The organism is Pannonibacter sp. I15F10I1 (assembly GCF_900185665.1).
Taxonomy (GTDB): domain Bacteria; phylum Pseudomonadota; class Alphaproteobacteria; order Rhizobiales; family Stappiaceae; genus Pannonibacter; species Pannonibacter indicus.
Genome location: NZ_FYAN01000026.1, coordinates 60,544 through 83,377 on the forward strand (window position 1 = coordinate 60,544; position 22,834 = coordinate 83,377).

A 22,834-nucleotide genomic window follows, 5' to 3' on the forward strand; every position below is an offset into this window, starting at 1 on the left:
TGCGGATAAACGGGTATAGGTAAGATTGGATCGAGTCTATGACGACACCGACAGCATTCAGTCAATATTTGCTTGAGTTGACCAATAGGGCACGTTTGGACCCGTTCGGCGAATACACGCGTCTGGTCGCCAATGCGCCGGCAAACGTGCAAAACGCAATAAACTTCTTCAAAGTCGACTTGGCGGTTCTGAAGCAGCAGTTTGATGCACTAGTGCCTGCAGCGCCGCTGGCTTGGAACGAGAAGTTGGCAAATGCCGCGACGGCTCATTCACAGGCGATGATCAATCAGGACGCACAAAGTCATCAGCTCCCGGGTGAGGCTTCTCTTGGCCAAAGAGTGCTGAGTGCAGGCTACAGCTTCAGGTATCTCGGAGAGAATGTTTACGCCTATGCTCAGGATCCGTTCCATGGTCATGCTGGGTTCTTTATCGACTGGGGGGTGTCACCAACAGGCATCCAGGCAGGCGCCGGACACCGCGTGAATATAATGGACCGCCAATTTACAGAAATTGGCATAGGGTATCTGATTGATAACGACGTCAGGACATCTGTCGGGCCACACGTTGTGACCCAGAATTTTGCTACACGCGGCGACTACAAGGCGCAGATCACAGGTGTGGTGATCAACGATTTTGATGGCGACAGATTTTACGATGTTGGTGAAGGGGTCGCAAATGTCACGATTTCTGCGACAGGTTCAGCTGGAACGTTTGTTACAAGCACGTGGGACGCTGGCGGTTACAATTTAGCACTTCCCGCAGGAACCTATCAAGTAACGTTCAAACATGGCAGCAAAGTGTGGACGTCAACCGCGTCTTTGGGCTCTGAGAATATAAAACTTGATGCCATTCTGGCGAACTTCCAGTCTGTCGTCTCCAATGGAAGTCAGGACAGCATCTATAATATTTCTCGATTCTATAATAAATCAACAGGATCACACTTCTATACTGCAAGTGATGCTGAGCGGGATGGGTTGATTTCTAGCAGTGATTTGTTTGTTTATGAAGGCAATGCCTTTGACTCAAATGCCAGCGCGGTCTCCGGTCTGGCTGTCTATCGTTTCTTTAATCAGCAGACCGGAACGCATTTTTATACAGCGAGTGAGCAGGAACGGCTGAGTGTGCAGGAAACACTGCCTCATTTTCGTGATGAGGGGCTGAGCTACTACGCATATGCAGAAGGAGGCAGTGGCCGACAGGGCTTACATAGGTTCTACAATATTGAAAATGGCACTCACTTTTATACAGCCAGTGATCAGGAGCAGCAGAGTGTCTCTTCTACGCTCCCGAATTATCGCTATGAAGGTATAGGTTACTACGTGGATATTGCCTGAGTAGCCGGATCCTGGATGAGTGCATGTGCTGGTGCAGTTCAGGCGTGCTGCCTGTATTTATGCCAGCGACAACTCCCCCGCCAGAACCTTCAACCGGTCCAGAACCTCGCTGATGCTGGCGCAAGGATCGCTGGCGGGGCGGCCGAGGTAAGGGCAGGTGAGGACGGCGATGGCGTCGCCGTCCGGGGCCAGCACGGGCACGGAAATATCCTGCACGCCGAGAAGCTGGCCGCTTTCGGCAATGCGGTAACCGGCTGACCGCACCCGTTCGAGTTCCTCTTCTACCTCATGCAGGCGGGCGGTCTGGGTGCTGCTGCCCCAGGTGGCGAGCGTTTCGGCACGCCGCTCCGGGTTCTGGAAGGCAAGCAGGGCGATGCCTGAGCCGGTGTCCAGAAGATCCAGCCTTGCGCCGATGCGCACGCGGAACTCCCAGCTGTCCATCGGGCTTGCCTGCGCCACGACAACGGCGGCAGCCCGTTCCGGCACGGCGAGATGGCAGGACTGGCGGCTGTCGCGGGCGAACAGATCCAACTTTGGCGTCGCCTGTGCCACAAGGCGGCGCACCGGCGGGTGCCGGTTGGCCAGCACGAACAGCTTCATCGACAGGGCGTAGCGGTCGCCGCCAAAGGAGCGCACCACATAGTCGCGCGCCACCAGCCGCTCCAGCATGCGGTAGATTTCCGAGGGGCTGCGGCCCATGGCCTTGACGATTTCCGCCCGCGTCATGCCGGCGGACTGCTCCGACAGCAATTCGAGAATATCGAGCCCCTTGTCCAGCGCAGGGGCGCGGTAGCGCTCAGAGCCAGTCTCCGTGTCGCTCATCTTTCAGTCCTCCCGGTCCTGCGCGGTATCTGACGCAGGGATATTCTGTTCTCTTGATCTACAGTCTTGCATATCAGTTCATTTGTGAATAGGGTGTTCGTATATGAACGGTCGCCACAAAGAGCGGCTGGTGGAGGAAAAGCCGGCGGCCGTCAGGCGGAGCCGGTATCTGGGAGGACTGCGATGCGCCTTGCAGGCAAGACTATTCTCGTGACGGCTGCCGGTCAGGGCATGGGCCGCGCTTCGGCTCTGGCATTGGCGGCAGAAGGCGCACGGGTGATTGCCACGGACCGTGATGCCTCTCTGCTAGGCGGCCTCGCCGGCCTTGAAACGCTGAAGCTGGATGTGACGGACCGGGCAGCCATCGATGCGCTGGCGCGGGACGTTGGGCCGCTGGATGGTCTGTTCAACTGCGCGGGCATGGTGCATAACGGCGCGGTGCTCGACATCACTGACGAGGACTGGGAACAGGCACTGGCGGTCAATGTAACCTCCATGATGCGCATGATCCGGGCTTTCCTGCCGGGGATGCTGGAACGGGCCGGCAAGACCGGCTCTGCATCCATTCTCAACATGGCTTCGATGGCCTCTTCCATCAAGGGATTTGTCAACCGCACCGCCTATGGCACCACCAAGGCGGCGGTGATCGGCCTGACCAAGGCCGTGGCGGCCGATTATGTGAAGCAGGGCATCCGCTGCAACGCCCTGTGCCCCGGCACGGTGGATACGCCCTCGCTGCGTGGCCGTATTGCTTCGGCGGCCGATCCGGTGCAGGCGGAGAAGGACTTCATTGCCCGCCAGCCCATGGGCCGTCTGGCAACCGTGGACGATATCACGCCGCTGGTGCTTTATCTTCTGAGCGACGAAAGCCGCTTCATGACCGGTCAGGCCGTTCTGGTGGACGGCGGCGTCACGATCTGAGCCTTGCGGGCCGGTCGAGGCCCGCAGCCATCACACGCGGACGGGAGGCCGCCGGATGGAACGAATTGATGCTCATTGCCATTTCTGGCGCCCGGCGCGCGGAGACTACGGCTGGCTGGAGGAGGGCGGTCCCGTCCTTGACCCGCTGCGCCGTGACTTCCTGCCTGCCGATCTCGCCAGCCTCAACGGCGGCCGCCGCGTTGTCGTGGTGCAGGCCGCGCCCTCCGAGGCGGAAACCCTGTTCCTGCTGGAGCTTGCCAAAGACGCGCCGCAGATCGCCGGCGTCGTCGGCTGGGTGGATCTGACCGATCCGCTGGCGGAAGACCGGCTTGCGCGCATGGCGGCGGACAAGCGTCTCAAGGGCATCCGCCCGATGCTGCAGGATATTGCCGATCCGGACTGGATCCTCACCGCGCCCGAGGCTTGCGTGATCGCAGCCATGGTGCGCCTTGGCCTGCGCTTCGATGCGCTGGTGAAGGAACCGCAGCTTGCCGCCATCACCCGCTTCGCCGCAGCCTACCCGGACCTGCCGCTGGTGGTCGACCATGCCGCCAAGCCGGCGGTGGCGGAAGGCCTGAGCGCCCACTGGAAGCACCACATGAAGGCGCTGGCGGCGGACACGCGCATCGTCTGCAAGCTGTCCGGCCTGCTGACCGAGATCCGCCCGTCCTGCCCGCAGGATGTGGAGGCTGCCGCCGCCCTGTTGCAGCCGGTGATGGATCATCTGCTTGAATGGTTCGGTCCTGAGCGGCTGATGTGGGGATCGGACTGGCCGGTGCTGACGCTGGCGGGCTCGCACGGCTTCTGGGAAGAGGTGACGGAGCGGCTGACCGGCGGCCTTTCGGCTGATGACCGTGCGGCCCTTTTGGGTGGCACCGCCATCCGCTTCTACGGTCTGGAGGAGGCTGGCGCATGAAGATCCTCGTGGAAATGCACCGCATCGACAAGCGCTTTCCCGGCGTCCATGCGCTGAAGGCCGTGAGCTTCGACCTTCAGGAGGGCGAGGTTCATGCGCTGATGGGGGAGAATGGCGCAGGCAAATCGACCCTCATGAAGATCCTCTCCGGCGTCTATCAGCCGGATTCGGGCCGTATTCTGGTGGAGGGCCGGGAAGTGACCCTGCCCAGCCCGCGCGTCGCACAGGATCAGGGCATCGGCATCATTCATCAGGAACTCGCTCTGATGAAGGATCTGACGGTCGCGCAGAACATCTTCATCGGCCGCGAGCCGCGCCTGTCCTTCGGCCGCGTCGATGATGCAAAGATGATCCGCGATGCGGAGGCGCTGTTCCGTGTCCTCAACATCAACATCGATCCGCGCCGCAAGGTGGATGGCCTGTCCATCGCCCGCCAGCAGATGGTGGAAATCGCCAAGGCCCTGTCGGCGCGCTCGCGCGTGCTGATCATGGACGAGCCGACGGCGGCGCTCACCGACAGCGAGATCAACGAGCTTTTTGCCATGATCGCCCGGCTGAAGGCCGATGGCGTGGGCATCGTCTACATCAGCCACAAGATGGACGAGATCCGCCGCATTTCCGACCGGGTGACCGTGATGCGTGACGGCGAATATGTCGGCACGGTGGGGGCGAAGGAAACGCCCATCTCGCAGATCATCTCCATGATGGTCGGGCGCACGCTGACGGATGAGGTGGTCTCGATCCCTGATCTGACCGGCGCAGAAGTTGCCCTCGAAGTGAAGGGCCTGAACCGGGGGCGTGAAATCCGTGATGTCAGCTTCTCGCTGAAGAAGGGCGAAGTGCTTGGCTTTGCCGGTCTGATGGGGGCCGGGCGCACGGAAGTCGCCCGCGCCATCTTCGGTGCCGATCCGCGTGACAGCGGCGAGATCACCGTGCATGGCCGCAAGGTGGAGATCCGCTCGCCGGTGGACGCGGTGCGGGCCGGGATCGGCTATCTGTCGGAGGACCGCAAGCACTTCGGCCTCGCCCTCGGCATGGACGTGGCCGACAACGTGGCGCTGGCCAGCATGCACCGTTTCACAGGCGGTCTCGGGCAGGTCAGGGATGAAGCCATGCGCAAGACGGCGCGGGATTTCATCAGGAGCCTCGGCATCCGCACCCCGTCCGAGCGGCAGGAAGTGCGGCTTCTGTCCGGCGGCAACCAGCAGAAGGTCGTCATTGCCAAATGGCTGTTGCGCAACTGCGATATTCTCATCTTCGATGAGCCGACGCGCGGCATCGACATTGGCGCCAAGTCGGAAATCTACAAGCTGCTGGCGGACCTTGCTGCGGAGGGCAAGGCCATCATCGTCATCAGTTCGGAACTGCCGGAAATCCTGCGTGTGTCACACCGCATCGCCGTCATGTGCGAAGGCCGGCTGACCGGCACGCTGCCCGGCGGGGCCGGCACCACCCAGGAAGACATCATGCACCTTGCCACAGCCCGGCAAGCCACGCGTCAGGAGGAACCCGCGTGACAGCACAAGACAAGTCCAAGGCCGCAGCGGGCGCAAGCTTCGTGCAGCAATCCGCATCTGCCCAGCAGAAGCTTCTGGCTTTCGCCAGCCTGATCATTCTCGTCATCGGCTTCAGCCTTGCCTCACCGAATTTCTTTCAGGTGAGCAACATCATGGCCATCCTGCAGGCCACGTCCGTCAATGGCGTGCTGGCCGTGGCGGCGACGATCATCATCCTGACGGGCGGCATCGACCTGTCCATCGGCATGCTGATGACCTTCTGCGCCGTCATCACCGGCGTGGTGCTGACATGGGGCGGCATGCCGCTGCCGCTGGGCATTCTGGCAGCCATCGGCACGGGCGCGCTCTGCGGCCTCGCCTCGGGCACCTTCGTGGCGCAGATGAAGATCCCGCCCTTCATTGCCACCCTGGGCATGATGCTGATGCTGAAGGGCCTGTCGCTGATCATCACCGGCGCCCGCCCGATCTATTTCAACGACACGCCGGGCTATACCGACATTTCGCAGGGCTCGCTGATCGGCATGGTGATCCCCGGATTGCCGATCCCCAACGGCGTGCTCGTGCTCTTTGCCGTGGCCGGCGGCATGGCCTGGGTGCTGTCGCGCACCGTGCTCGGCCGCTACACCTATGCGCTCGGCTCCAATGAGGAAGCGGTGCGCCTGTCCGGTGTCAACACCCGCGCCTGGAAGATGGCCGTCTATGCGCTGGCCGGCGGCATCTGCGGCATCGCGGGCATACTCATTTCCTCGCGTCTCAACTCGGCCCAGCCGGCCCTTGGCCTTGGCTACGAGCTGGACGCCATCGCCGCCGTCGTCATTGGCGGCACGTCGCTGGCAGGCGGCAGGGGCACGGTGCTTGGCACGCTGATCGGCGCGCTGATCATGGCCGTGCTCACCAACGGCCTGCGCATTCTTTCGGTCGCGCCCGAGTGGCAGACCGTTGTGACCGGCGGGATCATCATCCTTGCCGTCTATGCCGATCAACTGCGGAGGGAGCGCAGCTGAGGTCAGGAAAGAAGAGGGCGCAAATGCCCCGGTATCTTTGAAACCTTGAAAGTGGAGGAATGGAAATGATTACACGCCGTATGCTGCTGGGCACGCTCAGTGCCGCCGTCCTCGTTGCCTCGGCTTCCATGCCGATGGCACAGGAGAAGATGTATATCCCGCTGATTTCCAAGGGCTTCCAGCACCAGTTCTGGCAGGCCGTGAAGGCAGGCGCCGACAAGGCGGCCGCCGAGTTCAACGTGGAAGTGACTTTCGAAGGCCCGGACAACGAGACCATGGTCGACCGGCAGATCGACATGCTTTCCGCAGCCCTTGCCAAGAAGCCCTCTGCAATCGGCTTTGCCGCGCTGGATAGCCAGGCCGCCATTCCGCTGCTGAAGCAGGCGGAAGGAGCCGGTATCCCGGTTATCGCCTTCGACAGCGGCGTGGACAGCTCCATTCCGGTGACCACCGCTGCCACCGACAACAAGGCCGCAGCCGCACTGGCGGCCGAGAAGATGGCTGAACTGATCGGCGATGAAGGCGACGTGGCCCTGGTCGTGCATGACCAGACCAGCCGCACCGGCATCGACCGCCGCGACGGCTTCGTCGAGTGGCTGGCCATGAACAAGCCGAAGATCCAGGTCGTTGCCATCGAATACGGCGGCGGTGACCAGCTCAAGTCGACCGAGATCACCAAGGCCATCCTGCAGGGCAACCCGAACCTCAAGGGCATCTTCGGGGCCAATGAAGGCTCGGCCATCGGCGTCGTCAACGGCGCGCGCGAGATGGGCCGTCAGGTGGTCATCATCGGTTATGACTCGGGCACTGCCCAGAAGCAGGCGATCCGCGACGGCTTGATGGCGGGTGCCATCACCCAGAACCCGGTCGGCATCGGCTATGAAACCGTCAAGGCCGCCGTTGCCGCTGCCAAGGGCGAGCCGGTGGTGCCGAACATCGACACCGGCTTTTACTACTACGACAAGTCGAACATCGACGCGCCGGAAATTGCTGCCGTTCTCTACGACTGATTTCAAGGCGCTGAGGTGCTTGTGCAGACTCTGATGAGGCAAGTTCATCAGAGCCTGAACTGAGACTCAGCTTTGACAATCTGGGGCCGGGCGGATTGCCCGGTCCCTTTCATACCCACGGAGACTGACATGAAGTTGCTGCGTTACGGCCCGAATGGCCAGGAAAAGCCGGGCCTTCTCGACAAGGACGGCAAGGTGCGGGATCTGTCCGGCGTCATTGATGACGTTGCCGGCAGCCACCTGACGCCGGAAGGCCTTGCGCGTCTTGCTGCCATCGACCCGGCTTCGCTGCCGGTGGTGCCGGGCACCCCGCAGCAGGACCTGCGCCTTGGCGCCTGCGTGGGCCGCGTCGGCAAGTTCATCTGCATCGGCCTCAACTACGCCGACCATGCGGCTGAAACCGGGGCCGACATCCCGAAAGAGCCGATCGTCTTCAACAAGTGGACCTCGGCCATCTGCGGCCCTGATGATGCCATCGAAATCCCGCGCGGCTCGCAGAAGACCGACTGGGAAGTCGAACTGGGCATCGTCATCGGCAAGGGCGGCAAGTACATCGAGGAAAAGGACGCGCTGGACCATGTGGCCGGCTATTGCGTCGTCAACGATGTGTCCGAACGCGAATTCCAGATCGAGCGCGGCGGCACCTGGGATAAGGGCAAGGGCTGCGATACCTTCGGCCCGATCGGCCCCTGGCTGGTGACCCGCGACGAGATCGCCGATACGGGCAACCTGCACATGTGGCTGGAAGTCGATGGCAAGCGCTATCAGGACGGCTCCACCGCAACGATGATCTTCGGCGTCGCCCATATCATCTCCTACCTCAGCCGATTCATGTCGCTGCAGCCGGGTGACGTCATCTCTACCGGCACGCCTCCGGGCGTTGGCCTCGGCCAGAAGCCGCCGGTGTTCCTCAAGGGCGGCGAGACCATCCGCCTCGGCATCGCGGGCCTCGGCGAGCAGACCCAGAAGGTGGTGCGGGCATGACCAGGATCACCGGTCTGCGCACGGCGGACCTGCGTTTCCCCACGAGCCAGCATCTCGATGGTTCGGATGCGATGAACCCGGATCCGGACTACTCGGCAGCCTATGTGGTGCTGGAGACCGATGGGCCCCACGAGGGCCACGGTCTGACCTTCACCATCGGGCGCGGCAACGAGATCTGCGTTGCCGCCATCGAGGCCCTGCGTCCGCTGGTCGTGGGCCTCGACATGGCCTGGGTTGCCGAAGACATGGGCCGTTTCTGGCGGCACATCACCTCCGACAGCCAGCTGCGCTGGATTGGCCCCGACAAGGGCGCCATCCATCTGGCAACCGGCGCCGTCGTCAATGCGGTTTGGGACCTGTGGGCCAAGATCGAGGGCAAGCCGGTCTGGGCGCTCGTCGCTGACATGAGCCCGGAAGAGCTGGTGCGCTGCATCGACTTCCGCTACCTCACGGATTGCATCACGCCGGAATGGGCGCTGGAGTTCCTGACGAAACAGGCGGAAGGCAAGGCGGAGCGGCAGGCGAAGCTCGAAGCCTCCGGCTATCCCTGCTACACCACCTCGGCCGGCTGGCTCGGCTATGACGACGACAAGCTGCGGCGCCTGTGCCGCGAGGCGGTCGATGCCGGCTTCCGCCACATCAAGATGAAGGTGGGCCGCGATCTGGCCGACGACATCCGCCGTCTGACGATTGCCCGCGAAACGGTCGGCCCGGACATCAACCTGATGATCGACGCCAATCAGGTGTGGGAAGTCGATCAGGCGATCGGCTGGGTGAAGCAGCTTGCCTTTGCCCGTCCGTGGTTCATCGAGGAGCCGACCAGCCCCGATGATATCGAAGGCCACCGCAAGATCCGCGAAGCCGTCGCCCCCATTCAGGTGGCCACCGGCGAGATGTGCCAGAACCGCATCATCTTCAAGCAGCTGATCATGCGCGGCGCCATCGACGTGGTGCAGATTGACAGCTGCCGCCTTGGCGGCGTCAACGAGATCCTCGCCGTGATGCTGATGGCGGCCAAGCACGGCCTCAAGGTCTGCCCGCATGCGGGCGGCGTGGGGCTCTGCGAATATGTGCAGCATCTGTCGATGATCGACTATCTGTGCATCGCAGGCACCTATGAGGGCCGGGTGATCGAATATGTGGATCACCTGCATGAGCACTTCGTCGAGCCCTGCCTCATCCGTGATGCAGCCTACATGCCGCCGCAGCTGCCGGGCTTCTCCATCGAGATGAAACCGGCGTCCATCGCGGCCTACCGGTTCGGAGCAAACTGATGGATCTGGGGCTCAAGGGCAAGGTCATCATCGTCACGGGCGGCGCTTCGGGCATCGGGGCTGCTGTCACCGAAATTCTCGCCGAGGAGGGGGCCATTCCGGTCATCGCCACCCGGCGGGAACCGGAGGCGGCGTTCATGGCGCGGATCACCGCCCTGTCGCCTGAAGCCTCCTTCATTCAGGCGGAACTGTCGCGGGATGAGGATTGCGCGGCGGTGATCTCCACCTGCCGGGCGCGCTATGGCCGCATCGACGGGCTGGTCAACAATGCCGGCGCCAATGACAGCGTCGGCCTCGATGCCGGGCCCGAAGCCTTCCGCGCCTCGCTCGACCGCAATCTGGTGCATTACTACACGCTGATGCACCACGCCCTGGCTGACCTCAAGGCCTCGAAAGGGGCCGTGGTCAATGTCTCCTCCAAGACGGCGGTGACGGGGCAGGGCAACACGTCGGCCTATGTGGCGGCCAAGGCGGCGCAGCTGGGCCTGACGCGGGAATGGGCGGCGGAGCTTGCCAAGGACGGGGTGCGGGTCAATGCCGTGCTGCCGGCCGAGGTGATGACACCGCTCTACGAAAACTGGCTCAAGTCCTTCCCGGATCCGGAGGAGCGGCTTGCGGAAATCGAGGCGCGCATTCCCTTCGGGGCGCGCATGACGACGCCGCGGGAGCTTGCCGACACGGTGGTCTTCCTCCTGTCTGCCCGTTCGTCCCACACAACCGGCCAGTGGGTCTTCCCCGACGGCGGCTACACCCACCTCGACCGCGCCCTGCGCGGGTGAGGGGTCTGGAGCGTTGAGAGAAAGAAGCCGGGAACTGGTGGCAGTTTCCGGCTTTTTCATTCCGTGAAACTGCGGAAGTGTTGTTGAGTTGATTATTTTTACGAAAACAACCAATTTCGTCATGCCATGACTTGATCATGGCATCCACTCCATTGCTTCTCCGCTCGCTCGGGGCGTTGATTTGCTTGAGTGATATTAACCACCTCAAGCTTTGTGCAGGATCGGCATGGATGCCATGATCAAGTCATGGCATGACGAAGGTGGAGAGACTTTGCGGCGGTGGAACGTCTTTACGAAGATGGATAGTCTTTCGCAAAATCGGCGCCCCAGCGCTCGCAAATCCGCGCCCCTCACGCCTTCTGCTTTCCTGACCCTTCCTGCCTCTCCAGCACGGCCAGCGCCATTTCGCCGGTGGCATCGGGGGGGAGGGTGAAGTAGCTGGCGTCGCAGCGCATGGCGTCTTCGAGGAGCAGGCTGTAGTCCGCCTTGGGCACTTCGATGGTGCCGAAGCGTTCCAGATGGCTGGTGGTGAACTGGGTGTCGAGCAGGCGGTAGCCGCCCGCAATCAGCCGGGCCACCAGATGGGTGAGGCACACTTTGGAGGCGTCGCGCTCGCGGGCGAACATGCTTTCGCCGAAGAAGGCGCCGCCGATGCTGACCCCGTAGAGCCCGCCCACCAGCTTGCCCTCACGCCAGGCCTCCACCGTGTGGCAGTGGCCAAGCTCGAAGAGTTCGCCGTAGAGGCGGCGGATTTCCGTGTTGATCCAGGTGTTGTCCCGGCCCGGTGCCGGCTCGGCGCAGCCGTTGATGACGCCTTCAAAATCGCTGTCCACGCGGATCTCGAAATGGTCCGAGCGCACGGTGCGGGCAAGGCGGCGGGGCAGGTGGAAGCCGTCGAGGGGCAGGATGCCGCGCTGTTCCGGCTCGATCCAGAACAGATGCGGGTCGTCCGCTGATTCCGACATGGGGAAGATGCCGCAGGCATAGGCCTTCAGCAAAAGCTGCGGCGTGATTTCCAGAACGGCGTCGTCGTTGTTCTTGCGTGCCATCCCGAGGCCTGTACCGTCCGGTCTTGCGCCGGATCTGATCAGATGCAGTCTCCGCCCGGCCATGCGGGCGGAGAACTTTTCTGCGGTATCTTACTGCTCCTTGGCAGCCAGATACTTCTCCAGCCAGTGAATGTCATACTGGCCGTTGGCAATGTCCTGATTGTCCACCAGATCGCGGAACAGCGGAATGGTGGACTGGATGCCGTCGACCACGAATTCGTCCAGGCAACGGCGCAGGCGCATCATGCATTCCACGCGGTTGCGGCCATGGACGATCAGCTTGCCGATGAGGCTGTCGTAGTGCGGCGGGATCTTGTAGCCCTGATACACACCGGAATCGACGCGCACACCAAGGCCGCCGGGCGGGTGGTAATAGGTGATCGTGCCGGGCGAAGGCGCAAAGCTACGCGGGTTTTCCGCGTTGATGCGGCACTCGATGGCATGGCCTTCGAACAGCACGTCTTCCTGCTTGAGGCCGAGCGTGCCGCCCGCCGCAATGCGGATCTGCTCGTTCACGAGGTCGATGCCGGTGACCATTTCCGTCACCGGATGCTCCACCTGCAGGCGGGTGTTCATCTCGATGAAATAGAACTGGCCGTCCTCATAGAGGAACTCGACCGTGCCGACGCCGCGGTACTTCAGCTTGCGCATGGCATCGGCCACGATCTCGCCGATTTCCGCACGCTGGCTGGCGTTGAGCGCCGGGGAGGGAGCCTCTTCCAGCACCTTCTGGTGACGGCGCTGCAGCGAGCAGTCGCGCTCGCCCAGATGGATGGCGTTGCCCTGACCGTCACCCAGAACCTGGATTTCGATGTGGCGCGGCTTGGCGAGATACTTCTCCATGTAGAGAGCATCGTCACCGAAGGCAGCCTTGGCTTCGGAGCGGGCCGTGGAGAGGGCGTTGTCGAGATCGGCCTCAGTCAGCGCCACCTTCATGCCGCGTCCGCCGCCGCCAGCTGCCGCCTTGACGAGCACCGGATAACCGATCTCGCGGGCAATGGCGTGGGCATCGTCCTTCGGTGTCACGGCACCGTCAGAGCCCGGCACCACCGGAATGCCGAGGCGCTTGGCCGTCTGCTTGGCCTCGATCTTGTCACCCATGATGCGGATATGTTCCGACGTGGGGCCAATGAAGGTGATGTTGTGAGCCTCGAGAATTTCCGCAAAGCGGGCGTTCTCGGACAGGAAGCCGTAGCCCGGATGCACCGCATCGGCGCCGGTGATTTCACAGGCAGCCATGAGGGCCGGGATGTTGAGGTAGCTGTCACGGGCCGGAGCCGGGCCGATGCAGACGCTTTCATCGGCAAGGCGCACGTGCATGGCATCCGCGTCGGCGGTGGAATGCACCGCCACGGTGGAAATGCCCAGCTCCTTGCAGGCCCGCAGCACCCGGAGGGCAATTTCGCCGCGGTTTGCGATCAGGATCTTGGTGAACATGGGGGCGCCCCTTATTCGATGATGAAGAGCGGTTCGCCGTATTCCACCGGCTGCGCGTCGGTGACCAGCACCTGCTTCAGCACGCCGCTGCGCGGAGCGGGGATCTGGTTCATGGTCTTCATGGCCTCGACGATGAGAACCGTCTGGCCTTCCTTCACGGCGGCGCCGACTTCCACGAAGGCGCGGGCGCCCGGCTCGGGCGAAAGGTAGGCGGTGCCGACCATCGGCGAGGGCACCATGCCCGGATGCTTTGCGGGCTCTGCCGGTGCTGCGGCAGGGGCAGCTGCTGCCACGGGGGCGGCGGCCGGAGCCGGAGCATAATGAGAGGCAACGGAAGCCTGGATCGTCAGCTCGCGGGCAACGCGGATGCGGAAATCCTTCTGCTCCAGCTCGATCTCGGACAGGTTGGTCTCGTCGAGCAGGAGCGCCAGCTCACGGATCAGGTTTTTGTCGAAACCGTTGTTTTCTTTGGTCATCTCAAAGTGCTTTCTGTAGTCGTTCAGGCGCCGAGCTTGTGGGCCAGGGCCTCGATCGCCAGGTCATAGCCCTTGGCGCCGAAGCCGCAGATCACGCCGGCCGCAACCGGTGAGACATAGGAGTGGTGGCGGAAGGCCTCACGTGCATGGACGTTGGACAGATGGACTTCCACCGTAGGGAGCGCCACGGCACGGATCGCGTCATGAATGGCGACGGATGTGTGCGTGTAGGCGGCAGGATTGATGATGATCCCCACAGCGCCGGTGTCGGCAGCTTCGTGAATCCAGTCCACCAGCGTCCCTTCGCTGTTGGACTGGCGGAAGACGATGTCGTAGCCGAGCCGCGCGGCAGTTGCGCGTGCCTGGGCCTCGATATCGGCGAGGGTCGTACGGCCATAGGTCTCCGGCTCGCGCTTGCCGAGCCGGTTGAGATTGGGGCCGTTCAAAATGAAAAAGGTGGCGGGCATTCCTTCTCCGTCGCCGCGATTTCCGCATCCTTATAGGGATTTGCGCGCGGGAGGAAAAGCCCTGATTGGGGCAGCGCCATGGCCGCCCCCAGGGTCTTTGTGAATTTTACGGAAATGCCCGTGCTCTGCCGGATCCGCTCAGCAGGTCGCCTTGCCGCATTTGCGCACGGATTGAATGGCGGCTTTCAGCGTGTCGTAGCCATAGGCGCCCTTGATCACCGCATCGCCGATCACATAGGACGGCGTGCCGGAAATGCCGAGCTGGTCGGCCAGATCATAGACTTCTTCAACATTGGCGCGCACATCGTCCTTGGTGACCGCGCGGGCAAGATCGTCACGGGCAAGGCCCATCGCCTCTGCGACCTTCAGCGTACTGGCCTGATCGGCCTTGCCGCGCATGGTCAGCATGGCGACGTGGAATTCGCGGTATCTGTCCGGCGCCAGCGCATTCACGGCGATGGCAATCTGTGCGGCTTCGAAGGAGGGCTGGCCCAGAACCGGATATTCCTTCAGCACGACGCGCAGGTTCGGATCCTCATCCAGCAGACGTTCCATGTCGGCCATGGCGCGCTTGCAGTAGCCGCAGTTGTAGTCGAAGAATTCGACCATGGTGACATCGCCATCCGGATTGCCCAGCACCACCTGATGGCGGGAATTGAGCAGGGCGCCGTCCTTGTCCGCCAGCATTGCGCTGACGCGGGTGGCTTCGGCTTCCTTGTCGCGGCGGTCCAGTTCGACAAGAGCGTCGCGGATGACTTCGGGGTTCTGCAGCAGATAGTCCCGCACAATCTGCTCCACCTGCGCCTTGTCGAGGGCGGGGGACTGGGCCGAAGCCGTCACGGGAGCCAGGGTGCCAAGGGCAAGCGCCAGCACGGGCGCAGCGAGACAGCGGAAAAAGCGGTTCATTCAAAAAACTCCTGCGCGCATGCCGCGCGTGGTGCGGAAACGGATTGCTGCAGCTCAGCGATTCAGGACCGGCGGCGTGTAGGTCAGGATATCATCAGCCAGGATCCATGCAGGCGTTCCGGGCTTCAAATTCTTTTGAGCACGTGCGGCATATCGTTTCGCCGCCTGGAAGTCACCCGCCATCATCATGCCCTGGGCTGTGGAGACATCCGCCTCTGCCTGCTTGCCCTGGCGCCCCTGCGCAATGGCCAGCTGGCTGAAGGCGATGCCGGAATTGGGGTCGCGCTGGATGCCGTTCTTCAGGATGCGTTCCGCCTCAGCCAGAAGCGAGGGCTCGTTGGCACCGACCATGGCATAGCCGAGCCAGATCAGGAACTGGCCCTCATTGGGCCGCAACTGCACGGCGCGCTGGAAGGAGGGGATGGCCGCCTTCGGATTTCCGGATTCCAGCAGGGCCTGGCCCTTCAGCTCATGGAAATGCGGGTTGTCCGGCTGCTTGGCGATCAGCGCGTCAATGTCCTTCACCGCAGCCCGGCCGCTGCTGCGCATGGCCGCAACCGCGCGGGCATATTGAGCGGGCATGCTGGTGTCCGAGCGCGGATAGAGCCGGGCGACCGCGTTGGGATGACTGGTGAAGGCGGTCAGCTTGGCCCGCACCATGTCATGGCGTGCCTGAAGGGCAGGCGGGGCGGGCTTGTCGAAATACTTGCTCTTGCGGGCCTGCTCCTCAAGCGCATTGTATCGCTCGCGCGCCATCGGATGGCTCTGGGCATAAGGATCGGTGTATTTGGCCGAGAACAGCTGCTGGTCGGCAAAGCGCTCGAAGGTGCGCAGCATGCCTTTGGCGCTCTGGCCGGTCATTTCCAGATAGCGCAGGGCCGCCTTGTCGGCAGCGGCCTCTTCGCCGCGCTGATAGGCCAGCAGCGAGCGCTGGCCGATGCCCGGCGCGCCCATGGCAATGGCCGCACCGCCCCCTGTGGCTCCGGAGGAATTGCTGGAGACGCCTGCCGCCATGGCACCGGCACCCAGCACCATGCCGACAACGGTCATGATCTGCGCATTGGCAAGCGCGGTGCGCAGGCGCACCAGATGGCGGCCCGCGATATGGCCGGCCTCATGGGCGATCACGCCGATGACCTCGCCCGGTGTCTCGGCTTCCATCAGCACGCCCACATTGATGAACATGCGGCGCGCATCGGGAACGAAAGCGTTGAAGGTGTTCTCGTTGACGAGGATGATTTCCACCTGTCCCTGCGGCAGCCCGGCAGCCTTGAAGATCGGTGCCGCATAATCGCGCAAGAGCTCTTCGGTCTCGGCGTCTCGCACGACCGGAATCTTCCGCCCCTGGGCCGCCGATGGTGCGGTCAACGAGGGCAGGGCAATCGCCGCTGCCATGAACAGGGTGCCGGCCTTGCGCAGAATCCGGCCAAGGACAGGGGCGGCTGCCTTGCCGCCGCCGGGTTCCTGAACGGTGGAAATGTGTCGCACGGGTGCTTCCTCTTCTGCGTGTTGCTGGAGAAAGTAGGGGAGGCATCCGGGGCAGGTCAACAGGCCCGTCCGCCGCATCCGGTCACGCTCTGGTGTGCTGTGCGTTCTTAGCCCGCCAAAGCGGCGGCTGGCATATGACAGGGCAACGCTGTAAACCGCGTGGCAACAGCCATCGTGAGGATTTGCGCCGTGACCAGCCAGAAGACCATCCCTTCCGCCCGCAGTGCCGTGGACCCGTTCCTGGCCATGGATGTTCTGTCGGCGGCACGTGCGCTGGAAGCGGAAGGGCGGCATCTCATCCACATGGAAGTGGGCCAGCCTGGCGCACCGGCCCCGTCCACCGTTCTTGCCGCCGCCCGGCAGGCGCTGGAGGGCGGGCGCCTCGGTTATACGGAGGCGCGCGGCATCGCGCCCTTGCGCCAGCGCATCGCCCGCCACTACCGCGATGCCTATGGCGTCGAGGTGCCCGAAAGCCGCATCATGGTCACGACCGGGTCTTCGGCTGGCTTCAACCTGTCGTTCCTTGCCGCCTTCGATCCGGGTGACCGGATTGTTCTGACGGCGCCCGGTTATCCGGCCTACCGCAACATCATCAAGGCGCTGGGGCTGGTGCCGGTGGAAATCGAGGTGGGGCCGGACACCCGGTGGAGCCTGACGCCGGATCACATTGCTGCGGCGCTGAAGGATGGCCCGGTCAAGGGCGTTCTGGTGGCGAGCCCCGCTAACCCGACCGGCACGATGATGACGCCGGCGGCGCTCGCCGGTCTTGCCCGCTTCTGTGACGATGCGGGCATCTGGTTCATCTCGGACGAGATCTATCACGGGCTCATTTATGACGGGCAGCAGGCCTGCGCGCTGGAGACCTCGCAGAATGCCATCATCATCAACAGCTTCTCCAAATATTACTGCATGACGGGCTGGCGCATCGGCTGGATGGTGCTGCCGGAGAGCCTTGTGCGTCCGGCCGAGCGCATTGCCCAGAGCCTCTACATCTCCGCGCCCGAACTGTCACAGATTGCCGCGGCCGCCGCTTTTGACGCCACAGAAGAGCTGGAAGGGATCAAGGCCGGATATGCCGCCAACCGGGCGCTGCTGCTGGAGGCCTTGCCGAAGATCGGTTTCGACCGGCTGCTGCCGGTGGATGGGGCCTTCTACGTCTATGCCGACACCAGCCGCTTTGCCGAAAGCTCCCTCGATTTCACCCGTGCCATGCTGCAGGAAGCCGGTGTTGCGGCGACACCCGGAGCGGATTTCGATCCCGTTCACGGCGCCAGCTACACCCGCTTTTCGTTCGCCGGGTCCGGTGAGGATATTGCAGAGGCCGTGCGGCGTCTGGACGGATGGCTGAAAGGGCGCTGAGGGCGCAGGACTTCGCCGAAGAGAGAGAAAACAAAACCCCTCCGGAAGCATCCTTCCGGAGGGGTTCTTTTTTAGCGTCTGATCAGGGGATCAGAAGAAGGAGCGGCGCTGCCACCAGCCGGAGCGCTTGGGCTTGCCTTCGTCATCCGGGCCCTCGCCGTCACCGGCGGTCTGGCTGGTGACGACCGGCGTTGCCGGTGCCTTCGGGCGGGCCGGGGCTGCCGGTTCTGCGGGCGCTTCAACTTCAGGCGCCGGGGCAGCCTCTGCGGCGGCTTCGGCCGGAGCTTCAGCTGCTACGGTTTCCAGAACCGGGGCCTCTGCTGCCGGAGTTTCTGCTGCCGGGGCTTCCTGTGCTGCCTCGGGAGCGGCCGTTACGGCTTTCTCAGCCGTTTCGGCCACTGCCGGAGCTGCTTCCACCCGGGCAGGAGCGTCTGCGTCAGCCTCTGCAGCAGCGGGGGCTTCGGCTGCTTCGGGAAAGGAGCCGCCGTTTGCGGCTTCGTCCCCTTCAACGGCACCGGTCAGATCTTCCGAAGCAGCGGCTGCGTCTGCGTCTGCGTCCTCACCGGACGCATCCTCGTCGCCATCGCTGCCCTCTTCACCGTCCTCGCGCTCGCCATTGCGGCGGCCGCGGCGGCCACCACGGCGGCCACGGCGGCGCTTGCGCTTGGGCTCGTCGGAACCATCGCCCTGGGCGCTTTCACCCTGAGACGCTTCACCGTCTTCGCCTTCGCTGCCTTCTGCGTCATCGCCAGCATCCGCGTCCGAACCGTCTTCGTTCTGGCGCGGGCCGGGCTGGCGCTCGCTGCCCGGCTCGCCATTACGGCGGCGCTTGCGGCGGCGGCGCTTGCGGCGCTCGCTGTCTTCGGACTGCTCGCGGGCAGAGGGACGTGCCGAGGCTGCTTCCACTTCCTCCTCAACGTCATCCTCGTCCTCTTCCTCAGGCTCGACGATATCGTCGATCTCTTCGATCTCGACCATATGCGGCTGGATCTGCGGCGGGGCAGGGAGGGGGATCTTGTCCCGGTCGATCAGGGACGAGCGCTCCAGCACGTAATGCTGGCCATGGCCCACCTCATCCGCGACCACGGCAATCTCGAGGCCGAAACGGGCCTCAAGGTCACCCAGGTTGCGGCGCTTCTGGTTGAGGATATAAAGCGCCACGGAGGTGTTGGTGCGCACGATCAGATTGTGGGTGACGCCCTTCAGCAGGAAGTCCTCCAGCGAGCGCAGCACATGCAGGGCAACCGATTCGACCGAGCGGATCATGCCCGAGCCATGGCAATGCGGGCAGGGCGTGGTGGAACTTTCCAGAACGCCGGTGCGGATGCGCTGGCGCGACATTTCCATGAGGCCGAAATGCGAGATCCGGCCAACCTGGATGCGTGCGCGGTCGTTCTTCAGGCAGTCCTTGAGCTTGCGCTCCACCGTCCGGTTGTTCTTGTTCTCCTCCATATCGATGAAGTCGATGACGATGAGGCCGGCCAGATCGCGCAGGCGCAACTGACGGGCAACTTCCTCGGCGGCTTCAAGGTTCGTCTGGAGGGCGGTGTCCTCGATATTGTGCTCTCGGGTGGATTTGCCCGAGTTCACGTCGATGGAGACCAGAGCTTCCGTCTGGTTGATGACGATGTAGCCGCCCGAGCGCAGGGTTACCTGCGGGGAGAACATGGCATCGAGCTGCGGCTCCACCCCGAAGCGGGTGAAGATCGGCGAGGCCTCACGGTAGGGCTGGACGTTCTTGGCATGGCTCGGCATGAGCATGCGCATGAAGTCCTTGGCCTCGCGGTAGCCGTCTTCGCCGGCAACGAGAACCTCGTCGATGTCCTTGTTGTAGAGATCGCGGATCGAGCGCTTGATCAGGCTGCCTTCCTCATAGACGAGGCAGGGCGCGCTGGACTTCAGCGTCAGGTCGCGCACGTTCTCCCACAGGCGCATCAGATATTCGAAGTCGCGCTTGATCTCGGCCTTGGTGCGGCTGGCACCGGCGGTGCGCAGGATGACGCCCATGCCCTCCGGCACCTCCAGCTCGGAGGCGATCTTCTTCAGGCGCTTGCGGTCGGCAGGCTGGGTGATCTTGCGGGAAATGCCGCCGCCACGGCCCGTGTTCGGCATCAGCACCGAGTAACGGCCGGCGAGCGACAGATAGGTGGTCAGGGCAGCGCCCTTGTTGCCGCGCTCTTCCTTGACGACCTGGACCAGCAGCACCTGGCGGCGCTTGATGACTTCCTGGATCTTGTACTGCTTGCGCTGGCGGGTGCGGCGCTCCGGCACCTCTTCCATGGCATCTTCGGCGCCGACCGATTCAACATGGTCGGCATCATCGTCGCCGTCGGAGGACGGCTTGTCCGAATCCTCGTGATCGTCGTCGTCGTCGCTGTCGTCTCCGTCCTTGGCTGCTTCCGAGGCCGCAGCCTCGCGGGCGGCATGACGGGCGTTTTCGGCAGCTTCGCGCCGCTCTTCCTCGTGACGCTCGTCTTCGATCAGCGCCAGCCTGTCAGCGGCGGGGATCTGGTAATAGTCGGGATGGATTTCGCTGAAAGCGAGGAAACCATGCCGGTTTCCGCCGTATTCCACGAATGCGGCCTGGAGGGAGGGTTCGACCCGCGTCACCTTCGCCAGATAGATATTGCCGCGCAGTTGCTTCCGGTTAGCTGCCTCGAAGTCGAATTCTTCAACTCGATTGCCGCGCACCACGACGACCCGGGTTTCCTCCGGGTGCGCCGCGTCGATCAGCATCTTGTTTGCCATTGATGAAGGTCTCCACGGCAGCCGGACGCCCGGGGCGCGGCTGACGCGCTCCGTGGCTGAAGGTCCGGCAGACCGTTTTCTTGTCACTTGGATGGAAAGACGAAAGAGCTGGCGTGCGCGCGTCTATGCCTGCGGACCGGCTGTCCCGCAAAATCGGGGACACCGTTTGTGTCATTTCCGCCTGCATCGCGCTGTGCTTCAAGGCAACGCCTGCCCTTGATTAAACTGTTGTCACCGCGAAGTGCTGCCGCAAGAGGCCCGATGGCCGCCTGCGAGGCGCTTCTGTTTTCACGGATGGGGCATGCAGCCCGGCCTTGGAGCCTGACACCATGACAGGTCACTCTGGTCACCCTTCGGGCGGAGCGCGCAGGATTGAAGCCTGCTCACTGCCTTCTGGTCCGGCCAATTCCAGACTGTCCAGGGACAGCCCGCACCCGTCACACCTAATACCGCCCAATGCTTCGCCGTCTCTTAACGCCGGGCGCCGCGGCCGGGGCAAATGGCCTCCACTCCGCTCCGCGCGTCCGGCAAAGCCGCCAAGACATGTGGAAAGACTGTTCTTCCCATCATCTGAGGCAGTATCGGCTGCAAACCGAAATCCGTATTCTTCTTTTACGGGTCAGCAAGCGCCTTGGCAAGCAATGGAAATCATCTCTGCCAGCTTGCAAGCGGCGGCAAGGCCCGTTAGCACGGAGTTAACCATCCACCGGCAGGGTCATTGCATCAGGATCCGTCCTTTGACGGCACGCCACCGGAGGGATTAAAGAGCGCGGCAGGTGCCGCATCCGAGCCCGCAAACAGGACCGGAGTAAAGGATTGCCAGTCAGATTGCAGCAGAGTTTGCCTGTTTTTCTGCCAGGCCGCGAGCGGAACGCGCCCGTGGCCCGCAGAGGTTTGCGCGATCTTGTATTGCCTGCGCTGCGCCGTGTCGCGGCGAGGGGGATGCTTGCGGCCGCTCTGGCGGTACCTGCCGTGGCCGCAAGCGCTCCGGTTCGGGCGGAGACCTTGCCGGTTGCCTCGGACCTGTCTTCCGCTGCCACGGATGCCCGGATTGCCGGGGACGAGGCCCGGACCCGATTCGTTCTGGACCTGCAGGGGCAGGTGCCTTTCATCGTTTCAAATCTCGCCGATCCCTACCGGGTTATCATTGATCTGCCTTCCATGGAGTTCAAGCTGCCCGAAGGTTCGGGCACGGATGGGCGCGGTCTGATCCGGAGCTGGCGCTATGGTCTGTTGTTCGCCAGGGGAAACGCACGGATCGTGCTGGACCTCACCGAGCCGGCCAAGGTGGACAAGAGCTTCGTTCTGGAAGCCATTGAAGACCAGCCGGCCCGGCTTGTTGTCGATCTTGTGAAGACCAGCCGTGAGGAATTTCTCGCCGAGGCCGAGCGCACCCATCAGCCGCTCAGCGCCCTGGTGACGGATGGCCAGCAGGCCGCGCCCAAGGCAAACAAGCTGACCTCGTCGGCGGGCAAGACCAAGCCTGTCGTTGTGCTGGACCCTGGCCATGGCGGCATTGATACGGGCGCCATCGGCGTGCATGGCACGCTGGAAAAGGCAGTGGTTCTGAGTTTTGCGCAGGTTCTGAAAAAGAAACTGGAAGACACGGGCCATTACACGGTCTTCATGACCCGTGAGGACGACACTTTCGTGCCGCTGCGCAAGCGGGTGCAGTTTGCCCGCGGCCACAATGCCGATCTCTTCGTCTCGATCCATGCGGACTCGGTGCGCAGTTACAAGGAAGAGGTGCGCGGCGCCACGGTCTACACGCTCTCCGAAAAGGCGTCGGATACGCTCGCGGCCCAGATTGCCGCCTCGGAAAACCATTCGGATGTGCTGGCCGGGGTGGAGCTGAGTGAGGAGCCCGCTGAAGTCGCCGATATTCTGGTCGATCTCGCCCGGCGGGAGACCAAGATCTTTTCAAGCCATTTCTCGAAGATCCTCGTGGAAGAGCTGAGAAGCGCGGTGAAGCTGATCAACAATCCGCAGCGTTCCGCCGGTTTCATGGTGCTCAGAGCCCATGACGTGCCGTCCGTGCTGGTGGAGCTTGGCTATCTCTCCAACGAGCAGGACGAGAAGCTGCTGATTTCGCCGGAGTGGCGTGAGCGCACGGCAACCGCTGTTGCGGACGCGATCGAGGCCTTCTTCCAGCCGCGCTTTGCGATGGACAAGGGGGCGGCTGGAGAGACTGCGGCGGGGACAAAGGTCAAGTAATTGCGCCGCAAGGCCTGCCTGCGCTTGCCGGTGCCTCAGCATCGCCATATTGCTCGACGACTAAGGTCCCGAGGTAAACCCGGATTTCTGTCTGCTCCTGTGTCCAGCCTGCCCGGAATGTGGTAGGGG

The 22,834-nt window shown here is 63.2% G+C and carries 19 protein-coding genes; 11 read left to right on the plus strand and 8 right to left on the minus strand.

The genetic code is table 11. The features are described 5' to 3' along the window. Positions 1–38: 38 nt before the first annotated feature. Positions 39–1,334, plus strand: coding sequence for a CAP domain-containing protein (locus tag IF10I1_RS13640; RefSeq protein WP_186393256.1), 1,296 nt, complete (start codon positions 39–41; stop codon positions 1,332–1,334). 57 nt (positions 1,335–1,391) lie between these two features. Here IF10I1_RS13640 and IF10I1_RS13645 read toward each other — a convergent pair whose 3' ends face one another. Continuing rightward, positions 1,392–2,156, minus strand: a complete 765-nt coding sequence (locus tag IF10I1_RS13645; protein ID WP_058899679.1) for an IclR family transcriptional regulator — start codon at positions 2,154–2,156, stop codon at positions 1,392–1,394. A 183-nt stretch (positions 2,157–2,339) separates the two neighbouring features. Between IF10I1_RS13645 and IF10I1_RS13650 the strand changes: the two genes are divergently transcribed. From IF10I1_RS13650 to IF10I1_RS13685, 8 genes are all read left to right on the plus strand, one after another. After that, positions 2,340–3,077 carry an SDR family oxidoreductase gene (locus IF10I1_RS13650; protein ID WP_058899680.1) on the plus strand — a complete coding sequence of 246 codons (738 nt, stop codon included), beginning with the start codon at positions 2,340–2,342 and terminating at the stop codon, positions 3,075–3,077. A gap of 55 nt (positions 3,078–3,132) precedes the next feature. After that, entirely contained in the window at positions 3,133–3,993 is an 861-nt protein-coding gene (locus IF10I1_RS13655; protein ID WP_186393257.1) for an amidohydrolase, read from the plus strand. Further along, positions 3,990–5,510 carry a sugar ABC transporter ATP-binding protein gene (locus IF10I1_RS13660; protein WP_186393258.1) on the plus strand — a complete coding sequence of 507 codons (1,521 nt, stop codon included), beginning with the start codon at positions 3,990–3,992 and terminating at the stop codon, positions 5,508–5,510. The genes IF10I1_RS13655 and IF10I1_RS13660 overlap by 4 nt, the downstream gene beginning before the upstream one ends. After that, entirely contained in the window at positions 5,507–6,514 is a 1,008-nt protein-coding gene (locus IF10I1_RS13665) for an ABC transporter permease (RefSeq protein WP_050473174.1), read from the plus strand. Before IF10I1_RS13660 ends, IF10I1_RS13665 begins: the two co-directional genes overlap by 4 nt. Positions 6,515–6,579: 65 nt before the next feature. Next, a complete protein-coding gene (locus tag IF10I1_RS13670) occupies positions 6,580–7,524 on the plus strand; it encodes an ABC transporter substrate-binding protein (RefSeq protein WP_122521346.1) in 945 nt (314 codons plus the stop codon). Positions 7,525–7,653: 129 nt separating this feature from the next. Then, positions 7,654–8,508 (plus strand): ureidoglycolate lyase, encoded by an 855-nt coding sequence (locus tag IF10I1_RS13675; RefSeq protein ID WP_186393259.1) that lies wholly within the window; start codon positions 7,654–7,656, stop codon positions 8,506–8,508. Further along, positions 8,505–9,782 (plus strand): L-fuconate dehydratase, encoded by a 1,278-nt coding sequence (locus tag IF10I1_RS13680; protein WP_186393260.1) that lies wholly within the window; start codon positions 8,505–8,507, stop codon positions 9,780–9,782. The genes IF10I1_RS13675 and IF10I1_RS13680 overlap by 4 nt, the downstream gene beginning before the upstream one ends. Beyond that, positions 9,782–10,561: an SDR family oxidoreductase gene (locus tag IF10I1_RS13685; protein WP_186393261.1), complete on the plus strand. Its 780-nt coding sequence runs from the start codon at positions 9,782–9,784 to the stop codon at positions 10,559–10,561. Before IF10I1_RS13680 ends, IF10I1_RS13685 begins: the two co-directional genes overlap by 1 nt. A gap of 350 nt (positions 10,562–10,911) precedes the next feature. Here IF10I1_RS13685 and aat read toward each other — a convergent pair whose 3' ends face one another. The 6 genes from aat to IF10I1_RS13715 form a co-directional block, all read right to left on the minus strand. Continuing rightward, on the minus strand, positions 10,912–11,610 hold the full coding sequence (aat, locus tag IF10I1_RS13690; protein WP_186393262.1) for a leucyl/phenylalanyl-tRNA--protein transferase: 699 nt from the start codon (positions 11,608–11,610) through the stop codon (positions 10,912–10,914). Positions 11,611–11,700: 90 nt separating this feature from the next. Further along, on the minus strand, positions 11,701–13,047 hold the full coding sequence (accC, locus tag IF10I1_RS13695) for an acetyl-CoA carboxylase biotin carboxylase subunit (RefSeq protein ID WP_050473179.1): 1,347 nt from the start codon (positions 13,045–13,047) through the stop codon (positions 11,701–11,703). Between the two features lie 11 nt (positions 13,048–13,058). Next, positions 13,059–13,523 carry an acetyl-CoA carboxylase biotin carboxyl carrier protein gene (gene accB / locus IF10I1_RS13700; protein ID WP_019964709.1) on the minus strand — a complete coding sequence of 155 codons (465 nt, stop codon included), beginning with the start codon at positions 13,521–13,523 and terminating at the stop codon, positions 13,059–13,061. Between the two features lie 23 nt (positions 13,524–13,546). After that, positions 13,547–13,990, minus strand: coding sequence for a type II 3-dehydroquinate dehydratase (gene aroQ, locus IF10I1_RS13705; protein ID WP_186393263.1), 444 nt, complete (start codon positions 13,988–13,990; stop codon positions 13,547–13,549). A gap of 138 nt (positions 13,991–14,128) precedes the next feature. After that, entirely contained in the window at positions 14,129–14,896 is a 768-nt protein-coding gene (locus IF10I1_RS13710; RefSeq protein ID WP_186393264.1) for a DsbA family protein, read from the minus strand. Positions 14,897–14,950: 54 nt separating this feature from the next. Then, positions 14,951–16,384: a M48 family metalloprotease gene (locus IF10I1_RS13715; protein ID WP_186393265.1), complete on the minus strand. Its 1,434-nt coding sequence runs from the start codon at positions 16,382–16,384 to the stop codon at positions 14,951–14,953. A 246-nt stretch (positions 16,385–16,630) separates the two neighbouring features. On the opposite strand from IF10I1_RS13715, the gene IF10I1_RS13720 reads away from it, so the two are divergent. Beyond that, a complete protein-coding gene (locus IF10I1_RS13720; RefSeq protein WP_208994287.1) occupies positions 16,631–17,743 on the plus strand; it encodes an aminotransferase class I/II-fold pyridoxal phosphate-dependent enzyme in 1,113 nt (370 codons plus the stop codon). A 90-nt stretch (positions 17,744–17,833) separates the two neighbouring features. On the opposite strand, the gene IF10I1_RS13725 is transcribed toward IF10I1_RS13720, so the two are convergent. Then, positions 17,834–20,491: a ribonuclease E/G gene (locus tag IF10I1_RS13725; protein WP_186424542.1), complete on the minus strand. Its 2,658-nt coding sequence runs from the start codon at positions 20,489–20,491 to the stop codon at positions 17,834–17,836. Positions 20,492–21,370: 879 nt separating this feature from the next. On the opposite strand from IF10I1_RS13725, the gene IF10I1_RS13730 reads away from it, so the two are divergent. Beyond that, positions 21,371–22,705: an N-acetylmuramoyl-L-alanine amidase gene (locus IF10I1_RS13730; protein ID WP_244293754.1), complete on the plus strand. Its 1,335-nt coding sequence runs from the start codon at positions 21,371–21,373 to the stop codon at positions 22,703–22,705. Positions 22,706–22,834 lie beyond the last annotated feature (129 nt).